Source organism: Pseudoduganella sp. RAF53_2 (assembly GCF_052113985.1).
Classification (GTDB): domain Bacteria; phylum Pseudomonadota; class Gammaproteobacteria; order Burkholderiales; family Burkholderiaceae_D; genus Rugamonas.
Genome location: NZ_JBFRDW010000054.1, coordinates 1 through 15604 on the forward strand (window position 1 = coordinate 1; position 15604 = coordinate 15604).

At 62.0% G+C, this 15604-nt stretch carries 18 protein-coding genes; 9 read left to right on the forward strand and 9 right to left on the reverse strand.

The features are described 5' to 3' along the window. On the reverse strand, positions 1-504 hold a 504-nt coding region (locus AB4Z11_RS05470; protein ID WP_442023229.1), incomplete at its 3' end, for an aldo/keto reductase. A 181-nt stretch (positions 505-685) separates the two neighbouring features. Between AB4Z11_RS05470 and AB4Z11_RS05475 the strand changes: the two genes are divergently transcribed. After that, positions 686-1153, forward strand: a complete 468-nt coding sequence (locus AB4Z11_RS05475; protein ID WP_442023231.1) for an Lrp/AsnC family transcriptional regulator — start codon at positions 686-688, stop codon at positions 1151-1153. 105 nt (positions 1154-1258) lie between these two features. On the opposite strand, the gene AB4Z11_RS05480 is transcribed toward AB4Z11_RS05475, so the two are convergent. Both AB4Z11_RS05480 and AB4Z11_RS05485 read right to left on the reverse strand, forming a co-directional pair. Beyond that, positions 1259-2566, reverse strand: coding sequence for an ABC transporter ATP-binding protein (locus AB4Z11_RS05480; RefSeq protein WP_442023233.1), 1308 nt, complete (start codon positions 2564-2566; stop codon positions 1259-1261). A 33-nt stretch (positions 2567-2599) separates the two neighbouring features. Further along, the gene (locus AB4Z11_RS05485) at positions 2600-4327 is read right to left on the reverse strand and encodes an ABC transporter permease (RefSeq protein WP_442023235.1); all 1728 of its coding nucleotides are present in this window, start codon (positions 4325-4327) and stop codon (positions 2600-2602) included. Positions 4328-4417: 90 nt separating this feature from the next. Between AB4Z11_RS05485 and AB4Z11_RS05490 the strand changes: the two genes are divergently transcribed. Further along, complete coding sequence (locus AB4Z11_RS05490) at positions 4418-4720, forward strand: hypothetical protein (RefSeq protein WP_442023236.1); 303 nt, start codon at positions 4418-4420, stop codon at positions 4718-4720. Continuing rightward, on the forward strand, positions 4693-5007 hold the full coding sequence (locus AB4Z11_RS05495) for a DUF4337 family protein (RefSeq protein ID WP_442023238.1): 315 nt from the start codon (positions 4693-4695) through the stop codon (positions 5005-5007). Before AB4Z11_RS05490 ends, AB4Z11_RS05495 begins: the two co-directional genes overlap by 28 nt. Here AB4Z11_RS05495 and AB4Z11_RS05500 read toward each other — a convergent pair. Continuing rightward, on the reverse strand, positions 4994-6694 hold the full coding sequence (locus tag AB4Z11_RS05500; RefSeq protein WP_442023240.1) for a methyl-accepting chemotaxis protein: 1701 nt from the start codon (positions 6692-6694) through the stop codon (positions 4994-4996). The genes AB4Z11_RS05495 and AB4Z11_RS05500 overlap by 14 nt on opposite strands. Before the next feature lie 370 nt (positions 6695-7064). Here AB4Z11_RS05500 and AB4Z11_RS05505 point away from each other — a divergent pair, with 370 nt between their 5' ends. Beyond that, positions 7065-7784, forward strand: coding sequence for a Type 1 glutamine amidotransferase-like domain-containing protein (locus tag AB4Z11_RS05505; protein WP_442023242.1), 720 nt, complete (start codon positions 7065-7067; stop codon positions 7782-7784). Between the two features lie 154 nt (positions 7785-7938). Continuing rightward, on the forward strand, positions 7939-8523 hold the full coding sequence (locus tag AB4Z11_RS05510) for an AraC family transcriptional regulator (RefSeq protein ID WP_442023244.1): 585 nt from the start codon (positions 7939-7941) through the stop codon (positions 8521-8523). Between the two features lie 118 nt (positions 8524-8641). Here AB4Z11_RS05510 and AB4Z11_RS05515 read toward each other — a convergent pair whose 3' ends face one another. Beyond that, positions 8642-9460: an alpha/beta fold hydrolase gene (locus tag AB4Z11_RS05515; protein WP_442023246.1), complete on the reverse strand. Its 819-nt coding sequence runs from the start codon at positions 9458-9460 to the stop codon at positions 8642-8644. 241 nt (positions 9461-9701) lie between these two features. Between AB4Z11_RS05515 and AB4Z11_RS05520 the strand changes: the two genes are divergently transcribed. The 4 genes from AB4Z11_RS05520 (at position 9702) to AB4Z11_RS05535 (ending at position 13107) form a co-directional block, all read left to right on the forward strand. After that, positions 9702-10007 carry a hypothetical protein gene (locus AB4Z11_RS05520; protein ID WP_442023248.1) on the forward strand — a complete coding sequence of 102 codons (306 nt, stop codon included), beginning with the start codon at positions 9702-9704 and terminating at the stop codon, positions 10005-10007. Positions 10008-10087: 80 nt separating this feature from the next. Further along, entirely contained in the window at positions 10088-11581 is a 1494-nt protein-coding gene (locus AB4Z11_RS05525) for an ATPase domain-containing protein (protein ID WP_442023250.1), read from the forward strand. Further along, positions 11574-11741: a hypothetical protein gene (locus tag AB4Z11_RS05530; RefSeq protein ID WP_442023252.1), complete on the forward strand. Its 168-nt coding sequence runs from the start codon at positions 11574-11576 to the stop codon at positions 11739-11741. The genes AB4Z11_RS05525 and AB4Z11_RS05530 overlap by 8 nt, the downstream gene beginning before the upstream one ends. Beyond that, complete coding sequence (locus AB4Z11_RS05535; protein ID WP_442023254.1) at positions 11728-13107, forward strand: hybrid sensor histidine kinase/response regulator; 1380 nt, start codon at positions 11728-11730, stop codon at positions 13105-13107. Before AB4Z11_RS05530 ends, AB4Z11_RS05535 begins: the two co-directional genes overlap by 14 nt. Before the next feature lie 3 nt (positions 13108-13110). On the opposite strand, the gene AB4Z11_RS05540 is transcribed toward AB4Z11_RS05535, so the two are convergent. From AB4Z11_RS05540 to AB4Z11_RS05555, 4 genes are all read right to left on the reverse strand, one after another. Then, complete coding sequence (locus AB4Z11_RS05540; RefSeq protein WP_442023256.1) at positions 13111-13326, reverse strand: hypothetical protein; 216 nt, start codon at positions 13324-13326, stop codon at positions 13111-13113. 39 nt (positions 13327-13365) lie between these two features. Continuing rightward, positions 13366-13899 (reverse strand): hypothetical protein, encoded by a 534-nt coding sequence (locus AB4Z11_RS05545; RefSeq protein WP_442023258.1) that lies wholly within the window; start codon positions 13897-13899, stop codon positions 13366-13368. A gap of 38 nt (positions 13900-13937) precedes the next feature. Continuing rightward, positions 13938-14258: a DUF4148 domain-containing protein gene (locus tag AB4Z11_RS05550; RefSeq protein ID WP_442023259.1), complete on the reverse strand. Its 321-nt coding sequence runs from the start codon at positions 14256-14258 to the stop codon at positions 13938-13940. Positions 14259-14425: 167 nt separating this feature from the next. After that, positions 14426-15604 (reverse strand): MFS transporter (locus AB4Z11_RS05555; RefSeq protein WP_442023261.1); only part of this gene is annotated, 1179 nt, incomplete at its 5' end.

The following is a 15604-nucleotide window of genomic DNA, read 5'->3' on the forward strand; positions in this document are numbered from 1 at the left end:
GTATAGCGCCTTGCAGAACTGCCAGGCGTACATTGACGACGCGCCCAGATAGCGTACCTTGCCGGCCTTGACCAGATCGTGCAGCGCTTCCAGCGTCTCCTCGATCGGCGTGCACGGGTCCCAGCGGTGAATCTGGTAGAGGTCGATGTAGTCGGTGCCCAGCCTGCGCAGACTGGCATCAACGCCGGCGCAGATTGCCTTGCGCGACAGGCCGCGTCCGTTTGGACCAGGCCGCATCGGATAATACACCTTGGTCGCGATGACGACATCGTCGCGCACGGCGAAATCGCGCAGTGCGCGCCCCAGAACTTCTTCGCTCTCGCCGCCACCGTACATGTCGGCGGTGTCGAACAGGTTGATGCCTGACTCGAGGGCTTGGCGAATGTAGTCGCGYCCCGTGGCTTCGTCAGTGCGCCATTCGCGTGCCTGCACGCCGTAGCTCATGCAGCCGAGGCCGATAGGAGATACCTTAAGGCCGGAATGGCCGAGATTCACATAGTCCATAGATCTGCTGATTATTCAGAAGGAGAGAATAGGAAAGATTGCAGTTGAATGGATGACTATTCTGAACACCGTACAGGCAGGAGTACATGGGTAATGTAGCGTGAATTTCACCAATTCCCTATACTTCCAAGGGAAATATGATATTTCGCCTTATTTCAGGTCTTTCTGTGATGGAACTGCGATGAAACGTTTCCGCTATGCAAATGGAGAACTGGATGCCTTCGATACGGCCATCCTGCAAGGACTGACGCAGGATGCACGCATGCCGATGCGCGAGCTGGCCCAGCAAATCGGATTATCGGCGCCTAGCACGGCCGAACGCGTACGCCGGCTCGAGGAAGCCGGGGTGATCGAAGGCTATTCCGCGCGCATCAATCCGGCCGCAATTGGCTTGCCGATAGGGGTGTACCTGCGCATCCGCCCGATGCCCGGCGAACTGGAGCGAGTGGCGGCGCTGTTGAGGACGATGGGCGAAGTGGTTTCGTGCGACCGGGTGACCGGTGAGGACTGCTTCATCGCGAAGGCGATGGTTCCCTCTGTCGCCCATCTGGAGGCCCTGATTGACCAGCTGCTGCCATATGCGACCACCAATACTTCCGTGATTGTCGCCACGCCCATCGCACAGCGCGTGCCTGGGGCCAGTGCCTGACCATGGTCATTTCAGCTAAGCGCTTCATGGCCGATATCAGTGTGTTTAACCACTTGGTAGACGGCCGCATGGAGCGTTTCTTATGGTCAGTACGTGAGACTGCTGCTATTCGTCGGCTTCGCCCCTGGGCAGTTGAATCGTTCCGGTGTGGAAGGTGTACTCGAACAGGTTGGCATAGCGGCCCCATTCGATGGCGACGCGCAGCGCGCTTTCCGCCTCCTCGGGGTTGAGCGTGAAGCGCAGCAGCCGCAGGAACAGTTCCTTGGGCAGATCACCCGACCGGTCCTGTTCCAGGCCGTGGMAGATATAGGCCACCAGGGGGACGTGCTCCAGCAGCTGGCCCGCAAAGATGGTCTGGCGCTCGGTATGGTCGCCGGCGACAAACTGCTGCCCGAGCGGCGTGATGGCAATGTCGCCGTGCGCCAGGCTGGCAAAACCGAGCAGGGCCAGGGCGATCGACACCTCCAGCAGTTCGCGGTCGGTCAGTTCGGTTTCCTCGGCCAGCTTCGGCAAGTCGGCGCTGCCATGGAAGGGCTCCTCCTGCAGCAGTTCCAGCACGCCTTCGATGCGTGCGCTGTCGGCTTCCGGCAGCCGATCGCCCAGTTGCAGCTTGGCCTCCTTATCGCTGGTGCTGCGGCCGGCCCGCGCGGAGCCCGCGGTCATCAGGCCGTAAACCTCGTCGATCAGCTGGCGCACTTCGTTGGCGTCGACGGTACGCGGGCGCGGCAGGGCAATCGGCAGTTCGGCGCGGACGCGGCCAGGATTGCTGGCGAAGATCAGCACCCGGTCGGCCATCATGACCGCTTCCTCGATGTTATGCGACACCACCAGAATAGCCTTGGTGGGAATTTTGCCGGACTCCCACAGATCGAGGATTTCCTCGCGCAGGCGCTCGCCCGTCAGCACGTCGAGGGCGGAGAAGGCTTCGTCCATCAGCAGCACTTCCGGCTCCATCACCAGCGCGCGCGCGATGCCCACGCGCTGGCGCATGCCGCCGGACAGCTCGCGCGGTAACGCGCCTTCGAAGCCAGACAGACCGATCAGATCGATGACTTTTTCGGCGCGCTGCGCGCGCTCGGCCTGGGCCACGCCTTGCGCCTCCAGTCCCAGTTCGACGTTCTTCTGCACGGTCAGCCAGGGGAACAGCGCGAACGACTGGAACACCATGCGGATGCCGCGGGCAGCACCGTGCAGGGGCATGCCGTGGTACATGACCTGGCCACTGTCGGCGCCGATCAGTCCCGCCAGAATACGCAGCATGGTGGATTTGCCGGAACCGGATTGCCCCAGCAGGGCCACGATTTCCCCCTCGTGCAGGGTGAAGTCCACGTTGTCGAGCACGGGACGGGCGGAGCCATCCGCGGCGCGGAAGGATTTTCCGACTCCGGACAGTTCGAGAATAGGCGTTGGCATGGGCGGGTCCTTGAATTGATGCGTGCGATGCGCTTAGAAATGCAGCCGGTTCTCGGCCAGGAGGTACAGCCGGCGCCAGACGAAATGGTTCAGGCCCATGACCAGGATGCACATGATGCCAATGCCCAGCGCGATGCGGGGAAAATCGCCCTTGGCCGTCATCTCGGCGATATAGCTGCCGATGCCATGCGCCTGCAGGGTGGTGCTGCCCCAGGTGACGTATTCGGCCACGATGCTGGCATTCCACGATCCGCCGGTGGCGGTGATGGCGCCCGTGACAAAGCTCGGGAAGATCGCCGGCAGCAGGTAGCGCCGCCATTTGAGCCAGCCGGACAGGCCGAAATTCTGGGTCGCATAACGCAGTTCGGACGGAATGGTGGAAGCGCCGGCGATCACGTTGAAGAGCAGATACCACTGGGTGCCGAGAATCATCAGTGGCGACAGCCAGATATCCGGGTTCAGTTTGAAATGCACGATGCCCACCACAGCCACGGGAAACATCAGGTTGGCCGGGAAGGCGGCCAGGAATTGCGCGACGGCCTGCACGCGCTGCGCCAGGCGTGGATTCAAGCCGATCGCAACGCCGACCGGAACCCAGACCAGGGCCGCCAGAACCAGGAGCAGCATGACGCGGCACAGGGTGTACAAACCGAGCACGCAAACACGGCCCGCCTCGGACCAGCCGACCTCGGTGTGCACGAAGTGCACCAGGGTCCAGGCCGCGTACAGCACCAGGGCCGCGATGATGGCGTCCCAGATACGTTCTGTCGCCGCTGATTTCGCCGGCGGCTGGGCGCGCACCGAGGTGCCGTCGTGGTGCCGGCGGAACAGGGAGAACGAGCGTTCCAGGAGACCGACCAGCCGCAGCGCGAAGCCCTGGATGCGTTCCGTGCGGCGCAGCCAGGTCAGCAGCCACGACTGCTGGGCGGTGTCGCCGCCGGATTCTTCGACACGGAACTTGTCGGCCCACGCCAGCAGGGGGCGGAAGAACAACTGGTCGTACAGCAGCACGCCGATCAGCATGGCGCCGATGGCCCAGCCGATCGCCGCCAGGTCGCGCTGTTCGATGGCCAGCGCGATGAACGATCCGACGCCGGGCAGCTTGATGGACTGGCCCGAGACCGAGATCGCCTCCGCGGCGACCACGAAGAACCAGCCGCCGGACATCGACATCATCATATTCCACAGCAGGCCCGGTACCGCAAACGGCAGCTCCAGGCGCCAGAAGCGCTGCCATCCGGACAGCTGGAACACGGTCGCGGCTTCCAGCAGCTCGGCCGGAACGATGCGGAATCCCTGATACGCGCTGAAGGCCATGTTCCAGGCCTGCGAGGTAAAAATGGCGAAGATGGCGGCGCATTCCACGCCCAGCAGATTGCCAGGGAAGAGGGCGATGAAGGCGGTGACCGTGATCGACAGGAAGCCGAGGATGGGAATCGACTGCAGAATGTCCAGCAGCGGCACCAGCACTTTTTCGGCGACGCGGTATTTGGTGGCCAGGACGGCGAACACGCAGCTGAAGATCAGCGAGGCGCCCAGCGCAATGAACATCCGCAGGGTAGTGCGCAGCAGGTAGTAGGGCAAGGCCGTGGGAGCCAGCGACAGCGGCAGCGGCTCTCCCAGATTGTACGGGTGCGCCATCTGCGCGCCGCCATAGGCCAGCAGGATTAGCACCGCCAGCACGATGGGCAGCAGAGCCCAATCCCACCGGTTGCCGGCGTCCACGACCTGGCGCGGGAAAAACTGTTTTCTTTCGCTCATGCGGTCCTTTGGCAAGATGGGTCGGAAGGCGGACGTCCCGTTCCCGTGGGGACGCCCGCGCTCGCGATTGTACGCGGACGGAGCAGCTTCGTGCCAGTGCAGCGCGGAGAACTGGCGCCAGTGGCCGTGCGCCCGATGCCGGCGCCGGTCGCGGAAGCGGTCCCACAGCCGCTTGCGCCCGGATACACCTGGATTCAGGGCCACTGGGCTTGGCGCGACCAGGGCTGGCAGTGGCAGCCTGGCCACGGGCACAAGGGCAGCGCGCGCCCGATGCCACCGGTCATCGTGGAGCAGATTACCGTGGCACCAAGTCTGAGCCATTTCCGGGGCCCCGGTCATTGGACCTGGCGCCACAATGAATGGGAATGGACGCGCGGCCACTGGGAACGGTAAGTCCGCATCCCGTTCTGGAGGCCCGGGCGCTGGCCTTGGAGAATCCCGCGCCGGCAGCGTATGCCAGCAAGGGGGCGGACTACCGTGCCGCCTTAGCCCGCTACGCCGGCGAAAAGCAGGAGATCCAGACGCGCGCGCTCCAACCGGAATCGCAACGCGACGCGGCCAAACAGCACGGCAAGCCGGCGGGGCAGACTAGGGCGGCATGGTTCCCGTTTGGCGCTGCGCGATGCCGCTGTAAATTGCCGGTGCGCGCGATGTCGTTCTTCCGTGCTAGCCGCCAGTAAGTTGCGTGGTGGTTTGGCCAATGCTGTGGACCGATGCAGCGGCGGCGTGGTCAACCCGCCGCAAGGGCTTGGCGGTCTGGGGCACTGGGATCACAGCTGAGGAGGTGCCGTGGTGCGCGCCGGCCAGCCGGAAAGTGCTGACAACCAGGTTCAGGCTGTTGACCTGGTCCTGCATGGCTTGCGCGGCCGCAGCTGCTTCTTCAACCAGCGCGGCGTTTTGCTGGGTGACGTCGTCCATCTGGGTCACCGCCGTGTTGATCTGCTCGATGCCCGCCGACTGTTCCTGGCTGGCCACCATGATCTCGGACATGATGTCGGTCACCCGTTTGACGCTGGAGATCACCTCATCCATCGTCGCGCCGGCCCGCGACACCAGGCTATTCCCGGCCTGTACTTTGTTGACCGAATCGCCGATCAGTTCCTTGATTTCCTGGGCGGCTGCGGCGCTGCGCTGCGCCAGCGTGCGCACTTCGCTGGCGACGACCGCAAAGCCGCGCCCCTGTTCGCCCGCGCGCGCTGCTTCGACGGCTGCATTCAGCGCCAGAATATTGGTCTGGAAGGCGATGCTGTCAATGACGGCAATGATGTCGACAATTTTGTGGGAGGAGCTGTCGATTGCCGCCATGGTATCGACAACCTGGGCCACCATCGCCCCGCCTTTGGCTGCGACATCGGAGGCGCTCGCGGCCAAGCCATTGGCCTGGCGGGCCCGGTCGGTGTTCAAGCGTACCGTGCTGGTCAGCTCCTCCATCGACGACGCCGTTTCCTCCAGCGTACTGGCCTGATGTTCGGTGCGAGAGGACAGATCGAGGTTGCCATTGGCAATTTGCCCTGCTGCGCTGGCGATCGTGTCACTGCTGGTGTAGACCTGGCCGACGATGCGGGTCAGGCCGTCGCGCATGGTGAGCATGGCCCAAAGCAGACTGTGCTTGTCACCGTCGCGGGGATGAATCGGTACGGTCAGGTTGCCGGCCGCGATTTCATTGGCAATGGCCGCGGCTTCAGTTGGCTCACAGCCCAGCTCGTGCACCAGACTGCGGGTGATCAGCCACGCGGCGGCGATGCTGGACAGCACGGCCAGCGTGCCCACCACGAGTATCTGCTGGCGTGCGCTGTCATAGGCCGCCTGGGCGACAGCCACCGCGTCGGCGTTCTGTTTGTCCTCCAGGGTGATCAGCTGGCGCAGCAGGTCCCACCATTGCTTTTGTACGGGGCGGAATTGATAGCGCAGCAATTGGTAGGCCTGGTCCTGCTGCTGGTGTTGCGCGAGTGCTTGCGCTTGCTTGTAAAGTGGCGCTGCCAGTTCGCCTTGCTGGCGTATGTCCGCCAGCAGCTTGGTTTCCTCCGGGGTAGTGAGGCTGAGGTCCGAGAACATCTTGCTTAACTTGTCCAGCGCATCCGCGTATTTTCTTTCCTGATCGGCGATGCGCTTGATTTCGATTCGGATTTCCTGATCTTCCTTAAGCAGAATCAGGTTGCGCAACGCCAGGGCCCGCTCTGTCACCGTGAGATCCATCGTCTGTGCCAGCCGGGTTTGCACATCGTTGACATTGGTAATCTCGATCATGCGCGCTTGAATTTGCTGCATGCTGCGCAGCCCGAGTGCGATGATCACCAGCAGCAGGAGCGAGACCAGACTAAAACCGATGCCAAGGCGTTTGGCGACGGTCACAGTTCGCAATACCATGTTTGCCTCCTGGTTCTGTTGCCGCGTTAGCGCGAGCGTATTGGCACATAGAATGTTAGAAGGTAGGTCGCGGCCAGATTGTCTCCATTAATCACGTTCAGCATCGCTACAACAGCACAAAAAATGATTGACGTGGACATCGTAGAATTTTAGGAAAAGCCGCTGTGAGGCATGGTGGCCGGTCCGTTGAGCGTCTGCGTCCCTCGGGCTGGCAAGCGTGAAGCCTTGCAGTGAGACGCCGGACCAGATCGCATGGCTGTGACGATGTCACCGGCACAAGATGCTATGCTTCGGCCTACTGCCGCCTTCGCGTTGAAACATGGATATCGGTCGATAACAGGACCAGGCGCCCTTGGCGATGGCTTGAATCATGGCCGCATCGCTGCCGCACGATGCTATCCACGTCGCGCGAGACTTCCTTAAGAATATGAAGCTGCTGCTTACTTCCGGTGGAGTTACGAATGCCAGCATCCGCAGTGCACTCGCCGCTCTCCTCGGTAAACCGCTTGGCGAGTGCCAGGCCCTCTGCATACCCACTGCGGAATACGGCCACCCCATGTGCACCCCTGCGTCGGCCTGGCGCTTTGTGGCAGGGAAGTCGCCATCGCCGATGAGCGACTTGGGCTGGAAGTCAGTGGGCCTGCTGGAACTCACTGCGCTTCCCAGCATCGGACCTGAGCGGTGGCAGCCGTGGGTGAGCGACGCTGACGTGTTGCTGGTGGATGGTGGTGATGCCTGTTACTTGTCCCACTGGATGACGCAGTCTGGGCTTGCGGCATTTCTTCCATCGCTGCCGAAGCTGGTCTGGGTTGGCGTCAGCGCTGGCAGTATGGTCATGACGCCGCGCATCGGTGRGGACTTCGTGAACTGGCGCTCGCCCAATGGGGACCGTACCTTGGGCCTGGTCGACTTCTCAATCTATCCCCACCTGGACAACGCGTCCATGCCCGAGAACTCGCTGGCAAACGCCGAACGCTGGGCGGCTGGTATTGGCGGCCCGGCATATGCCATCGACGACCAGACGGCCATCACGGTGGACGAGGGCAAGGTTGCGGTAGTGTCGGAAGGCAGCTGGAGGTACTTTCCATAACGTGTGTATGGACGGTCGAATGCGCACTCGCAGGGTCTTCATCAATTGACCGGCTTACGCTTACTTGGGGCAACGTGCTTGCCGGCCGCCATCGGAAGCATTCGTAAGCAATTGCCTGGCATGCCGGGTCCGAGTTCTGTCCTGCTGCAACAGGATGCGCGGAGCTGCTGCGAAGAGGGAGGTCGACCAACTGCAATCGGAACCCATCCTGTCCGTGCTGCCGCGCTTCATGCATCTGACGGCAAAGCAGGTACAGGGGAGGGCGATCAGTAATGTATTGGAGTTGCTTTCGCTGGAGCTGACGCAACCCGGCTTGGCGTCGGAATCAGCCATCGTCCGCTTTTATGAGCTGATCTTCGTGTATGCGATTCGCGCCTACGCCAACAGCGGTGTCCTGCCGAACGGAAGCTGGCTCGCCGCCATGGCTGATCCGCAGCTTAGCCGGGCGGTCGGTGCTATGCACGGACGTCTCGAGTATCCGTGGGCACTTTCGGCGCTCGCCAAAGAGGCCGCCATGTCGCGTTCTGCCTTTGCGGCGCGGTTTAAGCAAGTCGTGGGACAGTCTCCACTAAGTTACCTGACCGGCTGGCGTATGCAGCGGGCGCGCCAGCTCATCAAGCATGAAGGCCGCACCTTGCAGCAAGCCGCACTCGCGGTGGGATACGACTCTCCAAGCGCGTTTAGCCGAGTCTTTAAGCGCACTATCGGTTTCAGTCCGAGCGAATTGCGCCGGCGCTAACGCCGAGTGGGTCGTCGACCCGTTGAATCTGCAACCCTAAGCGGACAGGTGGGGCGAGTGGCGCCCCCATGGAGCGCGCCACTCGAATTGCCTGGTTCTGGTTCGGGCCAGCGTCCCGTCAGGATTTGATAAACGCGAGAAGGTCGGGGTTGAGGACGTCGGCGTGGGTGGTCAGCATGCCATGGGGGAAGCCAGGGTATGCCTTCAGTTTGCCGTTCGCGAGCAGGTCAACCGCGCGCGGCACGGCACTGGCGAACGGGACGATCTGGTCGTCTTCGCCATGCATCACCAGGACCGGCACAGTGATCTTCTTCAGATCTTCGGTGTAGTCCTCCAGCCAGGAGGAGACGGTCTCGTAATGGGCATGGGCGCTGCCAGCCATGCCCTGGCGCCACCAGTTCGCGATCACCGGCTCAGACGGCTTGGCGCCCGGACGGTTGAATCCGTAGAACGGCCCCTCCGGGACTGCCCGGTAAAACTCCGACCGGTTGCCAAGCATGCCAGCCCTGACTCCGTCGAACCATTCCTGCGGCTGGCCGGCAGGGTTCGCGTCGGTTTTCACCATGTTCGGCGTCAACGAGGCCACCAGCACTGCCTTGGCGACCCGCTCCTGGTGGCGGGCGACATAGCGGGCCACCTCGCCGCCGCCGGTGGAGTGCCCGATGTGGACCGCATTGCGGATGCCGAGCTGTTCGGTCAGTGCCGCGAGGTCGGCGACCCAGTGGTCCATGTCGTTACCGGTGCCGACTTGCTCGGACCGGCCGTGCCCACGCCGGTCATGGGCGATCACCCGGTAGCCGTGGTGCAGGAAAAACATCATCTGGGCGTCCCAGTCGTCGGCCGACAGGGGCCAGCCATGGCTGAAGATGATCGGCTGACCGGTCCCCCAGTCCTTATAGAAGATCTTTACGCCGTCCGGAGTGGTGATCGTAGGCATCGCTGGTACCTCCAATAAGAGATTGATTGAAGTGTTGGTGCTCTTGGCGCTTGAACGCATCGAGTACAGGAATCGGCCTATGAGACTGAGCACCCGGAATGGAGGTCATAGGGTACACCCGCGGCGGATGCTGCAACATCCCTAAATCTAGGTAAGCAGAGCTGCATTTCTTCTTGGAGCCGTGCAGCGGTATTTGAGCTCGTATAGGATGAGTTCGTGTACGAATGTCGGATCTGACCCCATGGTGTGGATGGACGAATGGTGGATGGCGTGTAAACTGGAAGCTGATATTGGCTCGGGGGGAATCWTGACCTCATCCATCGACACTTTCCGGCGCAAGGATTTCGCCATGGCTGAGAAAGTTCAGCAGGGGATTGCCTTGCTTTTGATCGCGGGGAAGGCGCACGCACGGCGGTATTTGGTGGCCTCCGGTACGCCTGCTCAAGTCATTGAGCGCGTATTGAGTGCGGAGGCCGGGGCTCGCCGCATGCATGGACACCATGCGACCATCGATTCGTCACTGGAGCCGAAGCCGCGAGAGTCGTAGAGTCGCCAGCCAAACGAAACAGGCCAAACGGCAACAAATGATATAGTGACTTGTCGACAACTTCTTCGTGCAGGGTCACTATGCTCCAGCCGCAGAATCAGCAGACCGATGCGTTCATTTCGACCGGCGTTCCCGGGCTGGACTCCATCCTCGGTGGAGGTCTGACCAAGGACAGGCTCTATTTGCTGGAAGGCGATCCCGGCACCGGCAAAACCACCATGGCCCTGCAGTTCCTGGTGGAAGGCGCCAGGCGCGGCGAGCAGGTGCTTTACATTACCCTGGCTGAAAATGACGTCGAGCTGCATGCGGTCGCGCAGTCGCATGGCTTTTCGATGGACGGCATTACCGTGCATGARGTAATCCCGGCCGAAAGTGTGCTCGATCCGGATGAGCAGTACACGGTCTTCCATCCCTCCGAAGTGGAACTGGGCGAAACCAACCGGCTCATCCTTTCGCAGATCGAGCGGCTCAGCCCGTCGCGCGTGGTACTGGATTCCTTGTCTGAACTTCAGTTGCTGGCAGGTAGCCCCTTGCGCTATCGGCGCCACGTGCTCGCGCTGAAACAATACTTTGCCAAGCGGGCCTGTACCGCGCTGCTGTTGGACGACAAGACCGCGGTTGGCGGCGACCAGCAGGTGCGCAGCATTGCGCACGCGGTCATTTCGTTGCAGCAGATTGAGTCGGGCTATGGCGCCGAGCGGCGCGTTTTGCGCGTGCTGAAATACCGGGGCATCGACTACCGGCGCGGTCCGCACGATTACGTCATCATCACCGGAGGCATGGTCGCCTATCCGCGCATTGTGGCGGCCGAATCGCGTGAACTGGTGCGCCGGCCGCAGGTATCGAGCGGTCTGCCGGCCCTCGACGCACTGCTCGGCGGTGGACTGGAAGAGGGCTCCAGTACTTTGATCTCAGGTCCGCCCGGCACCGGCAAATCCAGTCTCGCGGTGCAGTTCGTCAAGGCTGTTACGGACCGCAAGCAAAGCGCGGCCATGTTCGTGTTCGAAGAGTCGTTCAACACGCTGCTGAACCGCGCCGAGGGCATTGGCGTGAACTTGCGCGCTCCGCTGGATTCCGGACTGCTGACCGTGAACCAGATCGATCCGGCCGAACTGACACCCGGCCAGTTTTCGCATGCCGTCTGTAAAGCAGCCGATGACGGCGCCAAGGTCATCGTGATCGACAGTCTGAATGGCTACCTGAACGCGATGCCCGAAGTGCGCTTCCTCACCACCCATTTGCGCGAGGTGCTGACCTACCTGGGCCAGCGCGGCGTAGTGACCTTCCTGATCGGCGTGCAGCAAGGCATCATCGGTCCGATGGGCAGTACCGTGGACGTCAGCTACCTCGCCGATAACGTGCTGGTCCTGCGCTATTACGAGGCCGGTGGCGCGGTGCATAAGGCGCTGTCGGTATTCAAGAAGCGCGGCAGCCAGCATGAGACGACGCTACGCTCGTTTGCCATCACCAGTCAAGGCATCAAGGTAGGAGCGGTGCTGAAGGACTTCCGTGGCATTCTGACCGGTGTACCTGTCCGTGTCAGCGATGGCAAGGATGAAGGAAAGCATGACTGAGATCGAACAGCGTATCGTGATCTTTGCCCCGGTGGGCAAGGATGGACGCCTGATCAATCAGGTGCTGGAACACGTACGCCTCAATTGCCATATCTGCGCTGAACTGGGCAAATGTCGTGCAAGAGCTTCGCGCAGGCGCTGCGGCATTGTTTGTCATTGAAGAAGCGTTCAACGCTGAATTCCTGCAGGAGCTCACGGAATTTCTCGCGGCCCAGCCAACCTGGTCGGACTTGCCGGTGGTGGTGTTGAGCAAGCAGGGCCTGGATTCGCCCGGCATCCGCCGCATCTTTGAGCAAGTGGGCAATGTGACCTTGCTTGAGCGTCCGGTGCGCAGCGCCACGCTGGTCAGCGCGGCCTTGTCCGCGCGGCGTGCGCGCCGGCGCCAGTATGAGATGCGTGAGGTCGACCGCCACAAGGATGAATTCCTCGCGATTCTGGGCCATGAGCTGCGCAATCCGCTGGCGCCAATCCGCACCGCCATGGATGTGCTGAATGCCATGCCGGACAGCGGCCCCAAGGTCCGCAACATCACACAGATTGTAGAGCGTCAGGTCAAGCATCTGACGCGGCTGGTGGACGATCTGCTCGACGTGGCGCGCATCACCAACGACAAGGTCACGCTGCAGCGCGAGCGGGTCAGCGTTGCCACCGTAGTCCAGCACGCGGTGGAAATCTGCCGCCAGCAGATTGAAGCGGGCAGGCACACGCTCGATTTGCTTCAGCCGGCAGGCAATGTGCTGCTGGTGGGCGATCGTGCGCGGCTGGTCCAGAGCCTGGCCAATGTGCTGGGTAACGCGGTCAAGTTTTCGCCGCCGGGTTCGACCATCCATTTGCACGTGCGGGTGGAGGGCAACGAAATTGTGTTCGCTGTACGCGACCATGGCGCGGGACTTGAGCCGGAAGCGCTGTCGCATATTTTTGAATTGTTCGTGCAGGGCGAAGCGGGACGCTCGCATTCGCTCGGCGGGTTGGGTATCGGACTCAGTCTGGCGCAACGCTTTACCCGCATGCATGGCGGAACGGTGCATGCGTCCAGCGATGGCGCGGGCAGGGGCTGCGAGTTCATCATGCGCATGCCTATCGTGGTGGTGGAGCGGGGCAGCCAGGAGCGGCTGGCGCAGAAGCCGTCGCTGCATGGCGCGGAAGACCAGGTCCGCATCATGATCGTGGACGACAACAAAGACGGCGCCGACATGCTGCAGATGATGCTCGAAATGGATGGCTATGCGGTCGACATGGCAAACGATGGCGCTGCCGCCATCGAACTGGCGCAGCGCATGCATCCACACGCTATCTTGATGGATATCGGCTTGCCTGATATGGAAGGCTACGAAGTCACGCGCCGCATCCGCGAGCGCATGGGCGATGAAGAGATCGTGTTCATCGCCATGACAGGATGGGGCCACGATGATGCGCGCCGGCGCGCTGCGGACGCCGGCATGCAGCACCACCTGGTCAAGCCGGTTGACCCTGAAGTGCTCCGCACCTACCTGTCCCGGATTCGCGGACGGGTGTTGCCGGTCTGAAGGCTACGCCTCGGGCATTCCTCGCAAATACTCGATATCGCGTACGGCATTCGTCCATACGTCGTCGGCACCATGGATGGCGCCGACTTTGATGGGCAGTTCGATGTTCTTCAGCACTTTGCCATCGAGCGAGATTTTGTAGCGCAGTGCGGTGTACTCGACATCGTAGGTCTTTTTTTGACCTTGTTGCCGGGTATAGGTGTCATGGGATGCGGACATAAGACCTCCGTGTGGCGGGGTGTAGATCCAGCATAGCACCTATTCGGGGTGCACACGCTTCTCCTGCTCCAGGACGCGCTCGGCCTGTTTTTTCAGCCAATGCAGCGCCTTGCGCAGTTCTTCGATGTCGTCCAGATCGTCCTGGACGCTTTGCTTCGACGGCGTGCTGGATGCCCCGGACTCGGCTGGAAGCGTGTCGGTCTCGGCGGCTTGCTGCTGCTCGGCGTAAGCGGCCCGTCCTTCGTCGGCGGGCGGTGCGCTTGCGGGCGCGGACGGCGCAGCAGGCGCGGCTGAGCTCCCGCTATCACCTGCTGCTTTCAGCGCGGAAGCCAATTGCCCGAGCTCGGCCGCCAATTGCCCGATTTGCCGGAGTACGGACTTGGCTGCGGAACCACCCAGCGACGCTAGCATCTGGCGCAACTGCTCGATCAGCTGCTTGATTTGGGTGATGCGTTCACGGATAGCGGCCAGCTTGTCGATGCCCGCATTGACTTGCGGCGGAGCGACGGCCTTTGGTGCCGGCGCGGCTTGCGCAGGCGGGGCGGAAGGGCGGTGTGATGAGATCGGCAACATGCCCGGTAACAGCGACCGGGCACGCACGCCGATTAAATTTAGCGGACGAAGGAGCCGTCGTCGGCAGCGATGCGGACGCCTGCCAGTTCAGCCACTACCGCGCTGCGCGCTTTCACGGATGCCGGGAATGGACCTGGATAGGCTTCGCCGGCATAGATTTCACCGCGCTGTTGCGCTTCGCGCAGTTCCTGCACCACTTGGGCGCGGGTTTTGGTCGAGACGAAGCTGGTGTTGCCCTGATAGCCTTCGCCGCTGTTGACGGCGGCCGCTGGCGCGGTCACTTTGACTGCAGGCATGGCCGAAGCGGAACCGGCGATTGCGAAAAGAAGGGCGGAGATGGCGATGTAAGAGCGGTTCATGATCTTTTCCTTTGGATAGTTGGCTATTAAGTAGCGTGCGATTCGATGGCTTCAGTATAGGCCGGTGAATAATTTATGCACGGAAAACTTTTTAATGGCCATCATAGCCAGCGCCTATAAAGCAAAAAGCCCGCGATTGCGGGCTTTTGCGTGGAGCGGGTTGGCGATCAGTTCTTGATGTCCAGGGCCCGGTTCAGGCTCAGTGCCGCCATGGAGCAGACTGCGCCGGACAGCAGGTAGAGACCGACATAAGCCAGACCGAACTTGGCCGACACGCCCAGCGCGACCAGGGGCGCGAAACCGGCGCCGACCAGCCAGGCCAGATCCGACGTCAGCGCGGCGCCGGTGTAGCGGAAGCGGGCAGGGAAATTGGCCGTCACCGCACCGGCGGCCTGGCCGTAGGACAGACCCAGCAGGGTGAAGCCGATCAGGATGAAGGCGTCCTGTCCTGCTTCACCGCCATTGAACAGCGCCGGCAGGAAGAAGCTGAAGATGGCGATCAGACCAGCCAGCGTGCCCAGGGTATTGCGGCGGCCGAAACGGTCGGCGATGAAGCCGGAGGCCACGACGCCAATCGCCATCAGGCAAACGCCTTCCATCTCGGTCATCAGGAAGCCCGTTACCGTGCGCGGCGAATACAGGTTAATCCAGGACAGTGGGAACACCGTCACCAGGTGGAACAGTGCATAGCTGGCCAGCGCAGCCAGTGCGCCGATCACCACGTTGCGGCCTTGCGAGTGGGTCATTTCGCTGACGCTGATCGGCTGCAGTTCGCGTTCTTCCAGCAGGTGCGAATATTCATTGGTGGAAATCAGGCGCAGGCGGGCAAACAGCGCGACCACGTTGATGGCGAAAGCCACGTAGAAGGGATAGCGCCAGCCCCAGTCCATGAAGTCCAGATTGTCCAGCGTGGAGATCAGATACCAGAACACGCCGGCGGCAATCACGAAGCCCACCGGTGCGCCCAATTGGCCCAGCATCGCGTACCATCCGCGCTTGTTTTCCGGCGCGTTCAGGGCCAGCAGCGACGGCAGGCCGTCCCAGGAGCCGCCCAGCRCCAGGCCCTGGCCAATACGCAGCAGAGCCAGAATGATCACGGCATTGAAGCCCCAATCGGAATACGGCGGCAGGAAGGCAATACCGGCGGTGGTCGATCCCAGCAGGAAGAGGGCAATGGTCAGTTTGACTTCGCGCCCGAAGCGGCGCTGGATGGCCATCGACAGCACGGTGCCGATCGGACGTGCAATAAAGGCAAACGAGAAAATGATGAAGGAGTACAGGGTTCCTTCAAGCCGTCCTTCAAACGGGAAGAATAGCGAAGGGAATACCAGTACCGAGGCTATGGC